General features: G+C 55.8%; 17 protein-coding genes. 3 read left to right on the top strand and 14 right to left on the bottom strand.

Annotation, left to right across the window (positions count from 1 at the left end; genetic code table 11):
• Nucleotides 1-2: 2 nt before the first annotated feature.
• From ACQG0S_RS19200 to ACQG0S_RS19155, 10 genes are all read right to left on the bottom strand, one after another.
• The gene (locus tag ACQG0S_RS19200) at nt 3-989 is read right to left on the bottom strand and encodes a glutathione S-transferase family protein (RefSeq protein WP_003862653.1); all 987 of its coding nucleotides are present in this window, start codon (nt 987-989) and stop codon (nt 3-5) included.
• A gap of 72 nt (nt 990-1,061) precedes the next feature.
• A complete protein-coding gene (locus ACQG0S_RS19195; protein ID WP_006812075.1) occupies nt 1,062-1,454 on the bottom strand; it encodes a DoxX family protein in 393 nt (130 codons plus the stop codon).
• A gap of 254 nt (nt 1,455-1,708) precedes the next feature.
• Nucleotides 1,709-2,005, bottom strand: a complete 297-nt coding sequence (locus ACQG0S_RS19190; RefSeq protein WP_022649477.1) for a YqjK-like family protein — start codon at nt 2,003-2,005, stop codon at nt 1,709-1,711.
• Nucleotides 2,002-2,400 (bottom strand): phage holin family protein, encoded by a 399-nt coding sequence (locus ACQG0S_RS19185; protein ID WP_003862647.1) that lies wholly within the window; start codon nt 2,398-2,400, stop codon nt 2,002-2,004. The genes ACQG0S_RS19190 and ACQG0S_RS19185 overlap by 4 nt, the downstream gene beginning before the upstream one ends.
• Nucleotides 2,401-2,402: 2 nt before the next feature.
• The gene (locus ACQG0S_RS19180) at nt 2,403-2,708 is read right to left on the bottom strand and encodes a DUF883 family protein (protein ID WP_008503141.1); all 306 of its coding nucleotides are present in this window, start codon (nt 2,706-2,708) and stop codon (nt 2,403-2,405) included.
• Nucleotides 2,709-2,737: 29 nt separating this feature from the next.
• Complete coding sequence (locus tag ACQG0S_RS19175) at nt 2,738-3,106, bottom strand: DUF1090 domain-containing protein (RefSeq protein WP_017382428.1); 369 nt, start codon at nt 3,104-3,106, stop codon at nt 2,738-2,740.
• Between the two features lie 143 nt (nt 3,107-3,249).
• Entirely contained in the window at nt 3,250-3,633 is a 384-nt protein-coding gene (mzrA, locus tag ACQG0S_RS19170; RefSeq protein ID WP_022649476.1) for an EnvZ/OmpR regulon moderator MzrA, read from the bottom strand.
• A 2-nt stretch (nt 3,634-3,635) separates the two neighbouring features.
• Nucleotides 3,636-4,298 (bottom strand): DedA family general envelope maintenance protein YqjA, encoded by a 663-nt coding sequence (gene yqjA, locus ACQG0S_RS19165; protein WP_022649475.1) that lies wholly within the window; start codon nt 4,296-4,298, stop codon nt 3,636-3,638.
• A gap of 341 nt (nt 4,299-4,639) precedes the next feature.
• A complete protein-coding gene (gene exuR, locus ACQG0S_RS19160) occupies nt 4,640-5,416 on the bottom strand; it encodes a transcriptional regulator ExuR (RefSeq protein WP_023298695.1) in 777 nt (258 codons plus the stop codon).
• 196 nt (nt 5,417-5,612) lie between these two features.
• Nucleotides 5,613-6,911 (bottom strand): MFS transporter, encoded by a 1,299-nt coding sequence (locus tag ACQG0S_RS19155; RefSeq protein ID WP_022649474.1) that lies wholly within the window; start codon nt 6,909-6,911, stop codon nt 5,613-5,615.
• A 475-nt stretch (nt 6,912-7,386) separates the two neighbouring features.
• Between ACQG0S_RS19155 and uxaC the strand changes: the two genes are divergently transcribed.
• On the top strand, nt 7,387-8,799 hold the full coding sequence (uxaC, locus tag ACQG0S_RS19150) for a glucuronate isomerase (protein ID WP_063137981.1): 1,413 nt from the start codon (nt 7,387-7,389) through the stop codon (nt 8,797-8,799).
• A gap of 17 nt (nt 8,800-8,816) precedes the next feature.
• On the top strand, nt 8,817-10,304 hold the full coding sequence (locus ACQG0S_RS19145) for a UxaA family hydrolase (RefSeq protein ID WP_063137980.1): 1,488 nt from the start codon (nt 8,817-8,819) through the stop codon (nt 10,302-10,304).
• A gap of 139 nt (nt 10,305-10,443) precedes the next feature.
• Here ACQG0S_RS19145 and sstT read toward each other — a convergent pair whose 3' ends face one another.
• From sstT to ACQG0S_RS19125, 4 genes are all read right to left on the bottom strand, one after another.
• Nucleotides 10,444-11,685 (bottom strand): serine/threonine transporter SstT, encoded by a 1,242-nt coding sequence (sstT, locus tag ACQG0S_RS19140; RefSeq protein WP_022649471.1) that lies wholly within the window; start codon nt 11,683-11,685, stop codon nt 10,444-10,446.
• 275 nt (nt 11,686-11,960) lie between these two features.
• Entirely contained in the window at nt 11,961-12,926 is a 966-nt protein-coding gene (locus ACQG0S_RS19135) for a TerC family protein (protein ID WP_022649470.1), read from the bottom strand.
• A 252-nt stretch (nt 12,927-13,178) separates the two neighbouring features.
• On the bottom strand, nt 13,179-14,177 hold the full coding sequence (locus ACQG0S_RS19130) for a Gfo/Idh/MocA family protein (protein ID WP_022649469.1): 999 nt from the start codon (nt 14,175-14,177) through the stop codon (nt 13,179-13,181).
• Nucleotides 14,178-14,247: 70 nt separating this feature from the next.
• Nucleotides 14,248-14,751 carry a M48 metallopeptidase family protein gene (locus tag ACQG0S_RS19125; RefSeq protein ID WP_045308019.1) on the bottom strand — a complete coding sequence of 168 codons (504 nt, stop codon included), beginning with the start codon at nt 14,749-14,751 and terminating at the stop codon, nt 14,248-14,250.
• Nucleotides 14,752-14,834: 83 nt separating this feature from the next.
• On the opposite strand from ACQG0S_RS19125, the gene rlmG reads away from it, so the two are divergent.
• Nucleotides 14,835-15,971 (top strand): 23S rRNA (guanine(1835)-N(2))-methyltransferase RlmG, encoded by a 1,137-nt coding sequence (rlmG, locus tag ACQG0S_RS19120; RefSeq protein WP_063137979.1) that lies wholly within the window; start codon nt 14,835-14,837, stop codon nt 15,969-15,971.
• Nucleotides 15,972-16,086 lie beyond the last annotated feature (115 nt).

The raw sequence follows: 16,086 nt of genomic DNA, 5'->3' as shown, positions 1-16,086 counted from the left end.
AATTATCCGAAACGCACGTCGCGCCCGTGTGGTTCATCCAGATCCTGCCACGGACCAATGGAGATAATGCCCGTTGGGTTGATGGTCTTATGACTGCGGAAATAATGGGTGCGAATATGGTCAAAATTGACCGTCTCCGCAATACCCGGCATCTGATAGATGTCGCGCAGGAAACCGTGCAGGTTCAGATAATCGCTGATGCGATGCTTGTCGCACTTGAAGTGGGTGACATACACCGGATCGAAGCGGATCAGCGTCGTCCACAGGCGGATGTCTGCTTCGGTGAGGCGATCGCCCGTTAAATAACGATGCTGGCCGAGGATCTGCTCCAGACGTTCCAGGGATCCAAACACGTTGCCGACCGCTTCGTCGTACGCTTCCTGACTGGTGGCAAAACCGGCTTTATAGACGCCGTTGTTGACGTTGTCGTAGATCCAGCCGTTCAGCTCGTCAATTTTCTCGCGCAGCTCAACCGGATAGTAATCCCCGGCGCGGGCGCCGTGCGCGTCAAACGCGGTATTGAACATGCGAATGATTTCAGCGGATTCATTGCTGACGATCGTCTGGTTTTTCTTGTCCCACAGCACAGGCACCGTTACGCGTCCGGTGTAGTGCGGATCGGCGCGCAGATAGAGCTGATACAGGAAATCGTGATGATAAAGCTCATCACCCGTCGCGGCCGGGAAGTCACTGTCGAACGTCCAGCCGTTTTCCAGCATCAGCGGGTTGACCACCGAAACCGGAATTAGCGATTCGAGACCTTTAAGTTTGCGCACAATCAGCGTGCGGTGCGCCCACGGACAGGCGAGAGAAACATACAGATGATAACGATCTTTCTCCGCCGCAAAGCCCCCTTCGCCACTCGGGCCGGGCGCGCCGTCGGCGGTCAGCCAGTTACGGAAGGCCGAAACAGAGCGCTTAAAGCGTCCACCGGTGGATTTGGTGTCATACCAGACATCCTGCCAGACGCCGTCTACGAGTTGTCCCATTTTTTACTCCTCCGTCAGATAGCAAAAGCGAGGAGATGTCTCCTCGCTTTGAATTTAATCAGTATAGCGTGCTTACCACTTCTTATTCAGAAGACGGTCGATGCTGTAGGCGCCCGGACCCGTGATAGCCAGCAGCAGGAAGCCACCTGCGATGGTCAGGTTTTTCATGAACATCAGAGAGTTCACGCCTTCCGCAAAGTTGCTGTGGAAGATGAACGCGGTCAGCAGGGTAAAGCCTGCGGTGAACAGCGCCGTGGTGCGGGTCAGGAAACCGAACAGCACTGCCAGGCCGCCGCCGAACTCAAGCAGGATGGTCAGTGGCAGCAGGAAGCCCGGCACGCCCATCGCTTCCATATACTGCTGAGTGCCCGCATAGCCGGTAATTTTGCCCCAGCCTGCGGTGATGAACAGCACAGGCATCAGAATACGCGCTACCAATACACCAACATCTTCTAATTTTTTCATTTTACTCTCCAGGAAACCACATCAGCGGCTAAACGTTATTTGCGTGCAAATTCGGGTAGATACCGCGTCTTTGCTGTCGATGGAGAGGAGTGTAAACGGGGCGGATGGCAATTGTTAGCAAGGAAAACTGTCAATTTTTTTCAAAGATATTGAGTAAGGGAGCATGGAGAGATTTTGCCGGGTGACGGCTACGCCTTACGCGGCCTACTTTTTTACCGTAGACCGGGTAAGCGCAGCGCCACCCGGCGAGAAGGCTAGCGCAGCTGCTGCTGACGAATCGTTGCTTTCACCAGACGCCATGCGCTCCAGACACCAAAGCCACGGCGTGCCCAGCGAATCAGCATGTTTGGATGACGAATCGTCCAGATCGCCATCACGCTGCTACCCACCAGCGCCCACGATCGCAGGCTCAGAAGAGTATTCCAGCCGCGATCGTAACGCTGGGTCAGCTCCAGCCAGTCGCGACGGCTGGCGGACAGGTCCAGCCGCTGCTGCTGGATCTGGCTCAGCAGATACGCTTTCCGCTTTTGACGTTCGGCTTTGTCGCTCACGACTTATCATCCTCCAGCAGGGCGCGGTCGTTGGCCAGCTCCTGGCGAGTATGGCGCAGGAAGGTCGACGTGCGCGCTTTATGCAGGGTCCAGATACCGCCTATCAGCGCCGCCACCAGCAGAACCACGGTAGTCGCAATCATCGCGTTCAGCCGATACTGTGGATCGATAGCCCAGATGATTAACACCATCAGGCTCATCAGACCAAACGCGGCAAAGAGCATCGTAAGCCCAAGCATGAGCAGCATCTGGAAGAGATTGGCTTTCTCCTCTTCCAGTTCCACTACCGCAAGCCGGACGCGCGTTTCGGCAATCCCGACCAGCGTCGTAAGAATACGCTGGCCGATGCCGAGGACGTTTTTAGCAGGCCCTTGTGCGTGACGTGGATCTTCCATAATCAACGACGCGTCAGCAGGACACCCAGCACCACACCCACTGCGGCACCAATACCAACGCCTGTCCATGGATTGTCACGTACATATTCGTCTGCGCGCGCAGCCGCTTCGCGGGTCTGTTTCGCCAGTGCATCACCGGTTTCACCCAGACGGTAACGGCTCTCTTTCAGTGCCTGCTCCGCTTTGCTGCGCAGTTTGCTGACTTCTTCTTTCGATTTATCGGCAGAAGAGTTCAGCACCTCTTCCAGGGTGTCCGCCAGGGATTTCAGCTCAGCGCGCAGATGTTCTGAAGTTGTATCTTTTGACATGATTCTCTCCTGTTGAGATTTCCGTTAACTCAATAATCGCGAGCTTCCAGCGCTTTCAGTTCGTCCTGCGCCTCTTGCAACTTCCTCTCGCGCTTGGCAATTTTTTCCGCATCACCTTTCTCTTTCGCTTCTTGCAGGTCTTGACGGCGCTCGGCTATCTCGTCCTTCTGTTCAGCGATTTTTTCCTGATGATCGGCACGCAGCTTGCTGTCCGTACAATTGTCTTTCACTTCGCTCAGCGCTTTTTTCAGTCCGTCGATCCGGTGCTGATTGTTATGCTTTTCGGCATAACTGATTTCGCGTTGAATATCCTGTTCTTTCTCCTGACAAAGAGACATAGCGAAGGAAGCTGTGCTTAAAGAAAAAAGGGCCAGAGCCAGGGTGATGCGGTATTTCATTATAGAAACCTTCCATTGTGTTACGGCGTAAGCCGTGTTCCAGAACTATGCGGAGAACATCTGAGGGGTGCTCCGCGTACTTAAGCATAGTAAGTAAACGGGAGTTTCACCAAAGTGGGTGAAAATATTCGGAATATTAGTCGTTAGCCAAATCGATGCGACGTGTCGCGTAACCGTGACATCCAGGAGGCTACGTGGCTGTCATCATCCTGTTGCGCGATGATGTAACCCTGCGGCAACGTGCGGTCCAGCACCGCTTTCGCCGCGGCGCTTTGCGCACTGGAGTCAAATTTTATCAGCAGCACATCGTCTTGCGGCGTGATGCTCTTAAAGCGGATCCCGTTAGCGTCCAGATGATGCCAGATGGAAAAACCATCCGGCACGCTGGTTCCTTGACTCACAGGACGGATAGTCAGCGTCGACTCCTGGTGCTGTAGGGCAGACCATAGCAGGATGAGAGCGCTGAACATCATTAGCGCGACGATGGCGTAAGAGAAGCGGCGCAGCGCGAGCGGGGAGATAACCATCGTTAACCCCTGGCTCCGTATTTCTTTTTCCACAGTACGACCAGTGAACCGACCAGGCCAAACACCAGCAGGACGACGGGCAGCAGCATCAGGCAAGACATCAGCTGGTCTTCATATTTCATAAAGACCGGCGTTTTACCGAGCGCGTAGCCGAGCGTGGTCAGGATCAGAACCCACAGCAGGCCGCTCATCCAGTTAAAGAACTGGAAGCGCGCGCTGCTCAGGCCGGACAAGCCCGCAATGGTCGGCAGCAGGGTGCGTACGAATGCGATAAAGCGGCCAATCAGCAAGGCGGAGAGCCCGTGCTTATGGAAAAGGTGGTGCGCTCGCTGGTGATAATGTGCCGGAAGATGCGAAAGCCAGTTCTGAACGATTCGCGTGTTGCCCAGCCATCGCCCCTGAATATAACTCACCCAGCAACCCAGGCTGGCGGCAATGGTCAACAGCAGAACCGTTTGTGGGAAAGCCATCGCCCCTTTTGCACAGAGCACCCCAACCAGCACCAGCAGGCTGTCGCCCGGTAAAAAGGCAGCAGGCAGCAGACCGTTCTCAAGGAACAGGATCATAAATAACACAAAGTAGAGCATGCCAATCATGGACGGGTTGGCCAGCGTTTCGAAATCCTGAGCCCAGAGGGCGTTCAGTAGTTGGGTCAAAAGTTCCATTCAGTGTTCCTGGAAATCGGTTAACGTCACGCCTGTCATTCGGGAAAACAGCACGGCGACATTGTTATGATTTCATTATGGTCGCTCGCGGACACAATGATGTGTGGCCAACACTGTTCCCTGTTAATTGGCTGGTTAGCAAGCACTAACTTACAAAATAACGAAGTGAATCCAATTGTAACAAAGCCCGACGTTCTGCGTCACAGAATTTGAGGGGAAACACGATTTTGGCGTAAGCCACGGAGGGGAGCGAGAGATTTTACAAAGGCTGACACTATAGAGGTTTTCTTACCCTGTCTGGCCGGAAGGCGCGGCGGTGCGCCTGCCAGCAGTTCAGGAGGTTATTTTGCGACATTGGTCGCGGTATCGAGGTGAACCACCGGATTATCAGCAAAAAGATAGCGGTCAGCGTTAAATTCAAAGTCATCACTCGTTTCATTAAAAAGCATCTGTTTAGTGTTCTCCAGATGCTGCCACATTGCCAGTTTCGCCGCATGCGGATCTTTACGAATCAGGGCCTTAAGAATCTGGTCGTGGTCGTCACACCAGTTATCTACCGTGCGGGAATCAATGTGATCGTGCAGTTTCTTCCAGTACGGGTTGTGAACGCGCTGAGTCCACATTTTTTCAACGATTGCCGCCAGCGCTGTGTTCTGAGTCGCAAGGGCGACCTGAACGTGGAATTGCAGGTCCCATTCGGAATCGCGGAAACATTTTTCTTTACGCGCATGATCCTGGATTTCCATCAGCTTCATGATGTCCTGCTTGGTGACCTGCGTCGCTGCGAATTCTGCGATATTGCTTTCAATCAGCTGGCGAGCCTGGAGAAGCTCAAACGGACCGTAGCTGGCAAATTCCAGACTTTCGTCCGGCGTGGGGGAGTGTTTCGCCTGGCTGGAAATCACGTGAATACCGGAACCTTTGCGTACCTCAACATACCCTTCAACTTCCAGCATGATGATGGCTTCGCGGACCACCGTACGGCTGACGCTTTTTTCATCCGCAATAAAACGCTCAGCGGGAAGTTTATCACCGACAAGATAGACCCCTTGCTCGATGCGATCTTTCAGCTCGGCGGCAAGTTGTTGATATAAACGACGTGATTCGGTGATTTCCATATGCGCTCCAGGCAGGGTACGGCGAATGATTTGTTATACCACTTTTGCTTGCCACTCTCCAGATTTCGCCATTAAAAAAGCCGCCCGGAGGCGGCTTTTGCGACGTTTTTGCCGGGTGGCGCTACGCTTACCCGGCCTACGGTTTTATCGGGTGTTGTAGGCCGGGTAAGGCGGAGCCGCCACCCGGCACAACAAGCTAACTCTGCGTCGCCGGTCCCCCAAGGGACTCTTTCGCCAGTTCCTCGGCGGATTTACTCTTCAGCACCGTCCAGATAACCACTGCACCCAGCAGGTCGAAGATGGCCAGTACCGCGAACAGCGGGCTGAAACCGATGGTGTCTGCCAGCGCGCCGACCACCAGCGCAAACAGGGTACTTGCGGTCCAGGCGGCCATCCCGGTCAGACCGTTGGCGGTGGCAACTTCGTTACGACCAAACACGTCGGACGAGAGCGTAATCAGCGCGCCAGACAGAGACTGGTGAGCAAAGCCCCCGATACACAGCAGGGCGATAGCCACGTAAGGACTGGTGAACAGGCCAATCATGCCAGGGCCAATCATCAGCAGGGCGCCCATGGTGACCACCATCTTACGGGACACAATCAGGTTCACGCCAAACCAGCGCTGGAACAGCGGTGGCAGGTAGCCGCCGACGATACAGCCCAGGTCTGCAAACAGCATTGGCATCCAGGCGAACATCGCGATCTCTTTCAGGTTAAAGCCGTAGACTTTGAACATGAACAGCGGGATCCAGGCGTTGAACGTACCCCAGGCCGGTTCCGCCAGGAAGCGTGGCAGGGCGATACCCCAGAACTGACGGGTACCCAGGATCTGCCAGACGGACATTTTTTTACCGTTGTCGGTCTGATGATGAGATTCCTGACCATTGATAATGTAGTCACGTTCTTCGGTAGACAGCTTTTTCTGATCGCGCGGGTGTTTATAGAAGATCAGCCACGCCATGGCCCAGGCAAAGCTCAGCACACCGGAGATGATGAACGCCATTTGCCAGCTGTGCATCACAATCGCCCACACCACCAGTGGCGGAGCAATCATCGCCCCGATGGAGGAACCCACGTTGAAGTAACCGACAGCGATTGAACGTTCTTTTGCCGGGAACCATTCAGAGCTGGCTTTCAGACCCGCAGGGATCATCGCCGCTTCGGCAGCACCTACCGCACCACGCGCCAGCGCCAGCCCGCCCCAGCTGCCAGCCAGCGCCGTCGCCCCGCAGAAGACGGCCCATGCTACAGCGAAGAAGGCATAACCAATTTTTGTACCCAGAATATCAAGAACATAACCTGCAACAGGCTGCATTACGGTGTAAGCGGCAGAATACGCCGCAATGATGTAAGAGTATTGTTGTGTGGAGATATGTAACTCTTCCATCAACGTTGGCGCCGCTGCTGCCACGGTGTTACGTGTCAGGTAGCCCAGCACGGTGCCGAGCGTCACCAGTGCGATCATGTACCAACGTAACCCTTTAATTTTACGCATGTAAAACCTCATCGTTATGTTATTTCCGTGTCGGGACACGGCAACAACTCAACCGTTGCCGGGAGCTGTTCTGTAACGGGAGGGGCGTAACCGGGAACCTGTCCCGGAACGGCCCGAACCTTGCCATAAGTCATCGTGCTAAGTCGGCTTCCGTACCGTTAAATCCGATGTAACAAACACCGGTAATGCATTCCGTCGGCTTATAGTTTGCGACGGCGAAAAGATAACTTGTCATACAACTTTAAAAGGTGAGTGACATCACAAAAGAGTGAATCTTTGTAGGGATATTATGCGGCGTGCGCAAAGCCAGATCTGGCGCGGCCTGCAAGAAGGTTTACCCCTTTGAGGGTAATTTATTTGTCGACGTTTATTGATCTAACTCACGAAAAAAACGTCGGACTCTGGAAATTGGTGTGATAACTTTGCAGCATCTGAACATAAGCTTTCTGACGCTCCCGTAATGAGGAAGACGATAATGACACCGTTTATGACCGAAGATTTCCTGTTAGATACCGAATTTGCTCGCCGCCTGTACCACGACTACGCAAAAGATCAGCCGATTTTCGACTACCACTGCCATTTACCGCCGCAACAGGTTGCCGAAAATTACCGTTTCAAAAACCTGTATGATATCTGGCTGAAGGGTGACCATTATAAATGGCGCGCGATGCGCACCAACGGCGTGGCCGAGCGCCTGTGTACCGGCGACGCGACCGATCGCGAGAAGTTTGACGCCTGGGCCGCTACCGTTCCCCACACCATCGGTAACCCGTTATACCACTGGACGCACCTCGAACTGCGTCGTCCTTTTGGTATCACCGGCAAGCTGCTCTCTCCCGCCACGGCGGATGAGATCTGGGATCAGTGCAACGAACTGCTGGCGCAGGAAAGCTTCTCGGCGCGCGGCATCATGCAGCAGATGAACGTGAAGATGGTGGGCACAACCGACGATCCGATCGACTCCCTGGAGCACCACGCGGTTGTCGCGAAGGACAGCACCTTTGACATCAAAGTGCTGCCAAGCTGGCGTCCGGATAAAGCCTTCAACATTGAGCTGCCGACCTTTAATGACTACATGACGAAGCTGGCGGAAGTATCGGATACCGATATCCGTCGTTTCGCCGATCTGCAATCCGCGCTGACCAAACGTCTGGATCACTTTGCCGCACACGGCTGTAAAGTGTCTGACCACGCGCTGGACGTGGTGCTGTTCGCGGATTCCAGCGAAGCCGAGCTGGACAGCATCCTGGCGCGTCGTCTCTCCGGCGAAGCCCTGAGCGAGCATGAAGTCGCCCAGTTCAAAACCGCGGTGCTGGTGTTCCTCGGTGCGGAATATGCCCGTCGCGGCTGGGTTCAGCAGTACCATATCGGCGCGCTGCGTAATAACAACCAGCGTCAGTTTAAACTGCTGGGCGCGGACGTAGGCTTTGACTCCATCAACGACCGCCCTCTGGCGGAAGAGCTGTCAAAACTGCTGAGCAAACAGAACGAGCAAAACCTGCTGCCGAAAACCATTCTCTACTGCCTGAATCCGCGCGATAACGAAGTGCTGGGCACCATGATCGGCAACTTCCAGGGCGAAGGGATGCCGGGCAAGATGCAGTTCGGTTCCGGCTGGTGGTTTAACGATCAAAAAGACGGCATGGAGCGTCAGATGACGCAGCTGGCGCAGCTCGGCCTGTTGAGCCGCTTCGTTGGCATGCTGACCGACAGCCGCAGTTTCCTCTCCTATACCCGCCATGAATATTTCCGCCGCATTCTGTGCCAGATGATTGGCCGCTGGGTGCACGCGGGCGAAGCGCCAGCGGATATCCAGCTGCTGGGCGAAATGGTGAGAAACATCTGCTTTAACAATGCGCGTGACTACTTCGCCATTGAACTGAACTAAGGCCGTTTGAGGTTGATATGCAATACATCAAAATCCATTCGCTGGATAACGTTGCCGTCGCGCTGGCAGATTTAGCCGAAGGGATGGAAGTGACCTTCGACAACCAGTCGGTGACGTTACACCAGGCCATTGGACGTGGACATAAGTTTGCCCTGATCCCCATCGCGAAAGGGGAGAACGTGGTGAAGTACGGTTTGCCCATCGGTCATGCGCTGGCGGATATTGCGCCGGGTGAATACATTCATTCCCACAATACCCGCACCAATCTCAGCGATCTGGACGAGTACAGCTATCAACCTGACTTCCAGCCAGAAGAAGGACAGGCGGCCGATCGTGAGGTACAGATCTACCGCCGCGCCAGCGGCGAGGTGGGGATCCGCAATGAGCTGTGGATCCTCCCGACTGTCGGCTGCGTGAACGGGATCGCGCGTCAAATTCAGACGCGTTTCCTGAAAGAGACTAATGATGCTGAAGGCACCGACGGTGTGCATCTGTTCAGTCACACCTATGGATGCTCCCAGCTGGGTGACGACCACATCAATACCCGCACCATGCTGCAAAATATGGTGCGCCACCCGAACGCGGGCGCGGTGCTGGTGATCGGCCTCGGCTGCGAGAACAATCAGGTCGACGCCTTCCGCGACACGCTGGGCGAATTTGACCCTGAGCGCGTGCACTTTATGGTGTGTCAGCACCAGGACGACGAAGTGGAAGCGGGCGTTGAACAGCTGCATCAGCTGTACGAGGTGATGCGTCACGACAAGCGCGAGCCGGGCAAGCTGAGCGAACTGAAGTTTGGCCTGGAGTGCGGCGGATCTGATGGCCTTTCCGGCATAACCGCTAACCCAATGCTGGGTCGCTTCTCGGATTACGTGATTGCCAACGGCGGCACTACGGTGCTGACCGAAGTGCCGGAGATGTTCGGCGCAGAGCGCATTCTGATGAGCCACTGCCGCGACGAAGAGACCTTTGAGAAGACCGTCACCATGGTCAACGACTTCAAACAGTACTTCATCGCCCATAACCAGCCGATATACGAGAACCCCTCGCCGGGGAACAAGGCGGGCGGGATCACCACGCTTGAAGAGAAATCCCTGGGCTGCACCCAAAAAGCGGGCGCCAGCCAGGTGGTGGACGTGCTGCGCTATGGTGAGCGTCTGAAAACGCACGGCCTGAACCTGCTCAGCGCACCGGGCAACGATGCGGTCGCCACCAGCGCGCTGGCGGGAGCGGGCTGTCATATGGTGCTGTTCAGTACCGGTCGCGGTACGCCGTACGGCGGGTTTGTGCCGACGGTGAAAATCGCCACTAACAGCGAACTGGCGGCGAAGAAAAAGCACTGGATCGACTTTGACGCGGGCCAGCTGATCCACGGCAAAGCGATGCCGCAGCTGCTGAGCGAATTCGTGGACACGATTGTGGAATTTGCCAGCGGCAGGCAGACCTGCAACGAGAAGAACGACTTCCGCGAGCTGGCGATCTTTAAGAGTGGTGTGACGCTATAAGTCGGGTGCGGGCTGGTGCCCTCACCCCGGCCCTCTCCCACAGGGAGAGGGTGCAAACACTAAAAACGGCAACACATGTTGCCGTTTTGCATTTACCTTGTAGGCCCGGTAAGGCGTAGCCGCCACCGGGCTTTTCTTTTTAACCTCGCAGGGCGTTCTTCGCTAAACGCGCATCTTCCGCCTGACAGGCTGCGGCGGTAAACAGCACGTCGGTAGAGGAGTTCAGCGCGGTTTCGCAGGAATCCTGCAATACGCCGATAATGAAACCGACCGCGACAACCTGCATGGCAATCTCGTTCGGAATACCGAACATGTTACAGGCCAGCGGGATCAGCAGCAGAGAGCCGCCCGCCACGCCGGATGCGCCACAGGCACACAGTGATGCAACGACGCTCAGCAGCAGCGCGGTTGGCAGATCTACCGGAATACCCAGCGTATGCACCGCCGCCAGCGTCAGCACGGTGATGGTAATCGCCGCACCGGCCATGTTCACGGTTGCACCCAGGGGAATCGACACCGAATAGGTATCGCGGTCCAGGTTCAGCTTCTCCGCCAGCGCCATGTTCACCGGTATGTTCGCCGCTGAGCTGCGGGTGAAGAAGGCATACACGCCGCTCTCGCGCAGGCAGGTCAGCACCAGCGGATACGGGTTGCGGCGGATCTGCCAGAACACCAGCAGCGGGTTGATCACCAGCGCCACCAGCAGCATACAGCCGACCAGGACGACCAGCAGCTGCGCGTAGCCCCACAGTGCGTCGAAACCGGTGGTGGCCAGCGTCGAAGAAACCAGACCAAAGATACCGACTGGTGCAAAGCGAATCACCAGCTTCACCATGAAGGTCACTGCATTGGACAAATCGTTAACCAGGTTTTTCGTGGTCTCGTTGCCATGACGCAGCGCGAAGCCCAGACCAATCGCCCAGACCAGGATGCCAATGTAGTTTCCGTTCATCAGTGCGGTGATGGGGTTAGAGACCATGCTCATCAGCAGGCCGCGAAGGACTTCCACAATCCCGGACGGCGGGGTGATATCACCGGCCGCGCTGGTCAGGTGCAGCGTGGACGGGAACAGGAAGCTAAACACAACGGCCGTTAAGGCAGCAGAGAAGGTTCCCAGCAGATACAGGAACAGAATAGGGCGAATGTTGGTTTTTTGTCCGTGCTGGTGGTTGGCAATCGACGCCATCACCAGCATCAGCACCAGTACCGGGGCGACGGCCTTCAGTGCGCCAACGAAAAGGGTGCCGAGCAGTCCCGTCGCTTCCGCCGCAGGTTTTGACACCATCGCCAGCAGAATACCCAGTACCAACCCGACCAGAATTTGTTTTACAAGACTGCCCTGCGCCAGGCGCGCAAGCAGGCCCTTAGATTGTGTGCTCATACGTTATTCCTGAGTGAAATTGCGTTCCATCCTGGATGTGCTCTAAGTCACATTTGTATCCGGATGTAAGTATTTGTTTGCCTGGTTGAGTATCAGGGAAAGCAGCGAAAGGCGGAAGCGTAAAATGCTGGATTTTACGTGTTGCGTCATGTTTTTTAACTATTGGTTAACGAAAGTGCCGGGTGGCGCTGCGCTTACCCGGCCTGCATTGCATTTCCCCCTCTCCCCGTGGGAGAGGGGTGGGGTGAGGGCATCAGCCCGCACCGAACGTTGCACTAAGCCTGCTGCTTCTTATCGTGCTGGCGGTTAACCCAGGTATTGATAATCAGCGTCACCAGCAGAATGCCAAACACCACGCCGAGCGAAATGGCGATCGGGATATGGTAGAAATCAACAATCAGCATCTTGATACCGATAAAGACCAGAATCACCGACAGACCGTACTTCAGCATTGAGAAGCGCTCTGCCGCGCCCGCCAGCAGGAAGTACATCGCACGCAGGCCGAGGATGGCGAACAGGTTCGAGGTCAGGACGATGAACGGGTCGGTAGTGACCGCGAAGATAGCCGGGATACTGTCCACCGCGAAAATCACGTCGCTCAGCTCGACCAGAATCAGCACCAGCAGCAGCGGGGTGGCGAACAGCAGGCCGTTCTTACGCACGAAGAAATGCTCGCTCTCGATCTTGTCCGTCATGCGCAGATGACCCCGGATCCACTTCACCAGCGGCTTATCACCGATACCGGTATCGTCTTCTTTCGCCAGCGCCATTTTGACCCCGGTGAACAGCAGGAACGCACCAAACACGTACAGCAGCCATTCGAACTGGGTAATCAGCCAGCTACCGGCGAAGATCATGATGGTACGCAGGATGATGGCGCCTAGCACGCCGTATACCAGCACGCGGCGTTGCAGGGCCGCAGGCACGGCGAAGTAACTGAACAGCATCAGCCAGACGAAGACGTTATCAACCGCCAGCGCTTTTTCAATCAGATAGCCGGTGAGGAAGGCGAGTGCCTGAGGATCGGCCACCGCGCGACCTTCGGTTGAGGCCAGATACCACCAGAAGGCGGCGCAGAAAAGAAGTGAGAGGGTAACCCATACCAGCGACCAGACGGCGGCTTGCTTAACGCTCATGCCGTGTTCGCCGCGACGACCCTGCAAAAAGAGGTCGATCGCCAGCATGATGAGCACGACAACCGCGAATCCGCCCCACAGCATTGGAGTGCCGACAGAATGCATACTATTTTCCTTACACATAAAAAAACAAAAACGGCTATGGTCAGAAGACGATAGCCGTTAGCTTTTTATGCATAGACCTCGCCTTCCGGCAAGGTCTCACTTACAACCACGAAGGTTGCCCGGCGACCGGATGCGGTTTTGCACGCATCGTAATGACGATCCACCGGCGAAGAAGTTACTCCCCTTTGCAGGTAACAAATTATGTCAGACCATCGATTTCGTCAATGGTCTTCACGATTTCATTACACAGCTTTACGCGACGGCTTCCACATTCACGCCGTCTGCGGGGAAGATTACGCCGGTCTGTCGGCGGATCTCCGTTTGCAGCTTCGCCGTGGTGCGGCTGATCGCCAGTCCCGGGTGGTTAACTTCGTTGTCTTCTACCAGACGGGCGAAGACCTCTGCCTCATAAAGCATAGTGTTAATATGCTGAGGCTGCGTCAGCTCCTGCGCTTTTCCGCCGCGCGGAACGATGCTGAGCTTCTGGCATTCGGAGATTTTTTCGATCACCAGCGAGCCGTCTTCGCCCTGAATTTCGCTTGGCAGCACGGAGTCGCTGACCTTCGAGTGCTGCAACGTCACGCTGAAATCACCGTAGTCCAGCACCACAACGCCGTGTGCATCCACGCCGCTCTCCAGCAGGCTGGCGGTGGCCGTCACGCCGTGTGGTTCCCCCCACAGCGCAACCGCAGAGGCCAGGCAGTAAAAACCGATATCCATAATCGAGCCATTCGAGAAGGCCGGGTTAAAGGTGTTCGGGTTTTCGCCGTCCAGATAGCGCTGGTAGCGCGAGGAATACTGGCAGTAGTTGATAAAGGCTTTACGCACTTTGCCAATTTTCGGCAGGGACTGCTGCAACAGCAGGAAGTTGGGCAGGCTGGCGGTTTTGAACGCTTCAAACAGCACCACCTGGTTTTCGCGGGCAAGCGCAATGGCGGCTTCCACTTCGTGGATATTCGACGCCAGCGGCTTCTCGCAGATCACATGCTTTTTATGGCTGAGGAACAGCTTCGTTTGCGGGAAGTGCAGAGCATTCGGGCTGGCGATATAGACCGCGTCAATGGCGTCGCTTTGCGCCATCTCATCGAGTGAGGTGAACAGATGTTCAACCAGGTAGTCATTCGCAAAACTTTGCGCCTGCTCAAGGCTGCGGGAATAGACTGCGGTGAGCTTATATTTGCCGGTTTCGTGGGCGGCGTCGACGAACTGGCGCGTGATCCAGTTCGTACCGATGACTGCGAAACGTATCATAAACGTTTACGTACTCCGTAGCAGGGAACCTAAAGCCACTGTAGCACGTCCTCATGACATTTCGCGTGCGCTACTGCGCATTACTCTTTAACGATAAATGCGTCAGCCACAAACGGGTATCAAACTCCAGCTGGTGGTACTGCGGCTCCATATGGCAGCACAGGGAATAGAACGCTTTGTCGTGATCTTTCTCTTTCAGGTGCGCCAGCTCGTGCACCACGATCATCCGCAGAAAGGCTTCCGGCGCATTGCGAAAGACGGTCGCGACGCGGATCTCCGCCTTAGCCTTCAGCTTGCCGCCCTGCACGCGGGAGATGGCGGTATGCAGGCCGAGCGCGTTTTTCAGCACGTGGATCTTGTTGTCGTACATCACCTTGTTGATAGGCGGGGCGCTCTTCAGATACTGGCTTTTCAGATCCTGCGTATACTGCCAGAGGGCTTTGTCAGTCGCGAAATCATGCGTGCCCGGGTAGCGTTTTTCCAGCACCGCGCCGAGCTTTCCCCCGGCGATCAGGTCGCGAACCTGGGTTAGTAAATGCTCCGGATAGCCCTGGAGATAAGTCAGCTGGTTCATCAAAACCCCAAAATAGTGTGAAAACGGGTATACTCACGCACCCTTTTCAGGGATACGCCAAATTTTACCATTCAGGAGGGCCGATGAGCCACTTAGACAACGGTTTCCGTTCACTCAACCTTAAACGTTTCCCGGAAACGGACGACGTGAACCCGCTTCAGGCGTGGGAAGCGGCGGATGAATATCTGCTGCAGCAGTTGGATGAGACTGAAATCCGCGGCCCGGTTCTGATCCTGAATGACGCGTTTGGCGCGCTGGGCTGTGCGCTGGCGGAACATGCGCCTTACAGTATCGGCGATTCTTACTTAAGCGAGCTGGCGACGCGTGAAAACCTGCGTCACAACGATATCGACGAATCCAGCGTGAAGTTCCTCGACAGCACCGCGGGCTACCCGCAGGCGCCGGGGGTGGTGCTGATTAAAGTGCCCAAAACCATGGCGCTGCTGGAGCAGCAACTGCGCGCGCTGCGTAAAGTCGTGACGCCAGAAACGCGCATCATCGCGGGCGCCAAGGCGCGTGATATTCACACCTCGACGCTGGAACTGTTCGAGAAAGTGCTCGGCCCGACCACTACGACGCTGGCCTGGAAAAAAGCGCGCCTGATCAACTGTACCTTCAGCGCACCGGAACTGGCCGACGCGCCAGAGACCCTGAGCTGGAAGCTGGAAGGGACCGACTGGACCATCCACAACCACGCGAACGTCTTCTCCCGTACCGGTCTGGATATCGGCGCACGCTTCTTTATGGAACATCTGCCGGAAAACCTGGAAGGGGAGATTGTCGATCTCGGCTGCGGTAACGGCGTGATTGGCCTGACGCTGCTGGCGAAGAACCCGGAGGCCAGCGTGGTGTTCAGCGACGAATCGCCAATGGCGGTGGCTTCAAGCCGTCTGAACGTGGAAACCAATCTGCCGGAGGCGCTGGATCGCTGCGAGTTTATGATCAATAACGCGCTGTCCGGCGTAGAGCCTTTCCGCTTCAACGCGGTGTTTTGCAATCCTCCGTTCCACCAGAAGCACGCCCTGACGGATAACGTCGCGTGGGAGATGTTCCACCACGCGCGCCGCTGCCTGAAAATCAACGGCGAGCTGTACATCGTGGCGAACCGCCATCTGGACTACTTCCACAAGCTGAAGAAGATTTTCGGTAACTGCGTCACCATTGCGACAAACAACAAGTTTGTGGTGCTGAAGTCGGTGAAGCTGGGGCGTCGTCGGTAAGATCGCTTTGCCTGGCGGCGCTTCGCTTGTACAGGCCTACGGTTTCAAATGCCCGGTGGCGCTTCGCTTACCGGGCCTACAATGGCCTCGGACCCGTAGGCCCGGTAAGCGAAGC

This window comes from Enterobacter cloacae complex sp. 418I7 (genome assembly GCF_050030705.1).
Lineage (GTDB): Bacteria > Pseudomonadota > Gammaproteobacteria > Enterobacterales > Enterobacteriaceae > Enterobacter > Enterobacter intestinihominis.
This window is presented reverse-complemented; position numbering and strand designations above follow the sequence as displayed.

Bases quoted from the DNA above. Each gene is read 5' to 3' on its own strand.
- ACQG0S_RS19200 (WP_003862653.1), bottom strand. From the start codon at position 989: ATGGGACAACTCGTAGACGGCGTCTGGCAGGATGTCTGGTATGACACC.
- ACQG0S_RS19195 (WP_006812075.1), bottom strand. From the start codon at position 1,454: ATGAAAAAATTAGAAGATGTTGGTGTATTGGTAGCGCGTATTCTGATG.
- ACQG0S_RS19185 (WP_003862647.1), bottom strand. From the start codon at position 2,400: ATGGAAGATCCACGTCACGCACAAGGGCCTGCTAAAAACGTCCTCGGC.
- ACQG0S_RS19180 (WP_008503141.1), bottom strand. From the start codon at position 2,708: ATGTCAAAAGATACAACTTCAGAACATCTGCGCGCTGAGCTGAAATCC.
- ACQG0S_RS19175 (WP_017382428.1), bottom strand. From the start codon at position 3,106: ATGAAATACCGCATCACCCTGGCTCTGGCCCTTTTTTCTTTAAGCACA.
- mzrA (WP_022649476.1), bottom strand. From the start codon at position 3,633: ATGGTTATCTCCCCGCTCGCGCTGCGCCGCTTCTCTTACGCCATCGTC.
- yqjA (WP_022649475.1), bottom strand. From the start codon at position 4,298: ATGGAACTTTTGACCCAACTACTGAACGCCCTCTGGGCTCAGGATTTC.
- exuR (WP_023298695.1), bottom strand. From the start codon at position 5,416: ATGGAAATCACCGAATCACGTCGTTTATATCAACAACTTGCCGCCGAG.
- ACQG0S_RS19155 (WP_022649474.1), bottom strand. From the start codon at position 6,911: ATGCGTAAAATTAAAGGGTTACGTTGGTACATGATCGCACTGGTGACG.
- uxaC (WP_063137981.1), top strand. From the start codon at position 7,387: ATGACACCGTTTATGACCGAAGATTTCCTGTTAGATACCGAATTTGCT.
- ACQG0S_RS19145 (WP_063137980.1), top strand. From the start codon at position 8,817: ATGCAATACATCAAAATCCATTCGCTGGATAACGTTGCCGTCGCGCTG.
- sstT (WP_022649471.1), bottom strand. From the start codon at position 11,685: ATGAGCACACAATCTAAGGGCCTGCTTGCGCGCCTGGCGCAGGGCAGT.
- ACQG0S_RS19135 (WP_022649470.1), bottom strand. From the start codon at position 12,926: ATGCATTCTGTCGGCACTCCAATGCTGTGGGGCGGATTCGCGGTTGTC.
- ACQG0S_RS19130 (WP_022649469.1), bottom strand. From the start codon at position 14,177: ATGATACGTTTCGCAGTCATCGGTACGAACTGGATCACGCGCCAGTTC.
- ACQG0S_RS19125 (WP_045308019.1), bottom strand. From the start codon at position 14,751: ATGAACCAGCTGACTTATCTCCAGGGCTATCCGGAGCATTTACTAACC.
- rlmG (WP_063137979.1), top strand. From the start codon at position 14,835: ATGAGCCACTTAGACAACGGTTTCCGTTCACTCAACCTTAAACGTTTC.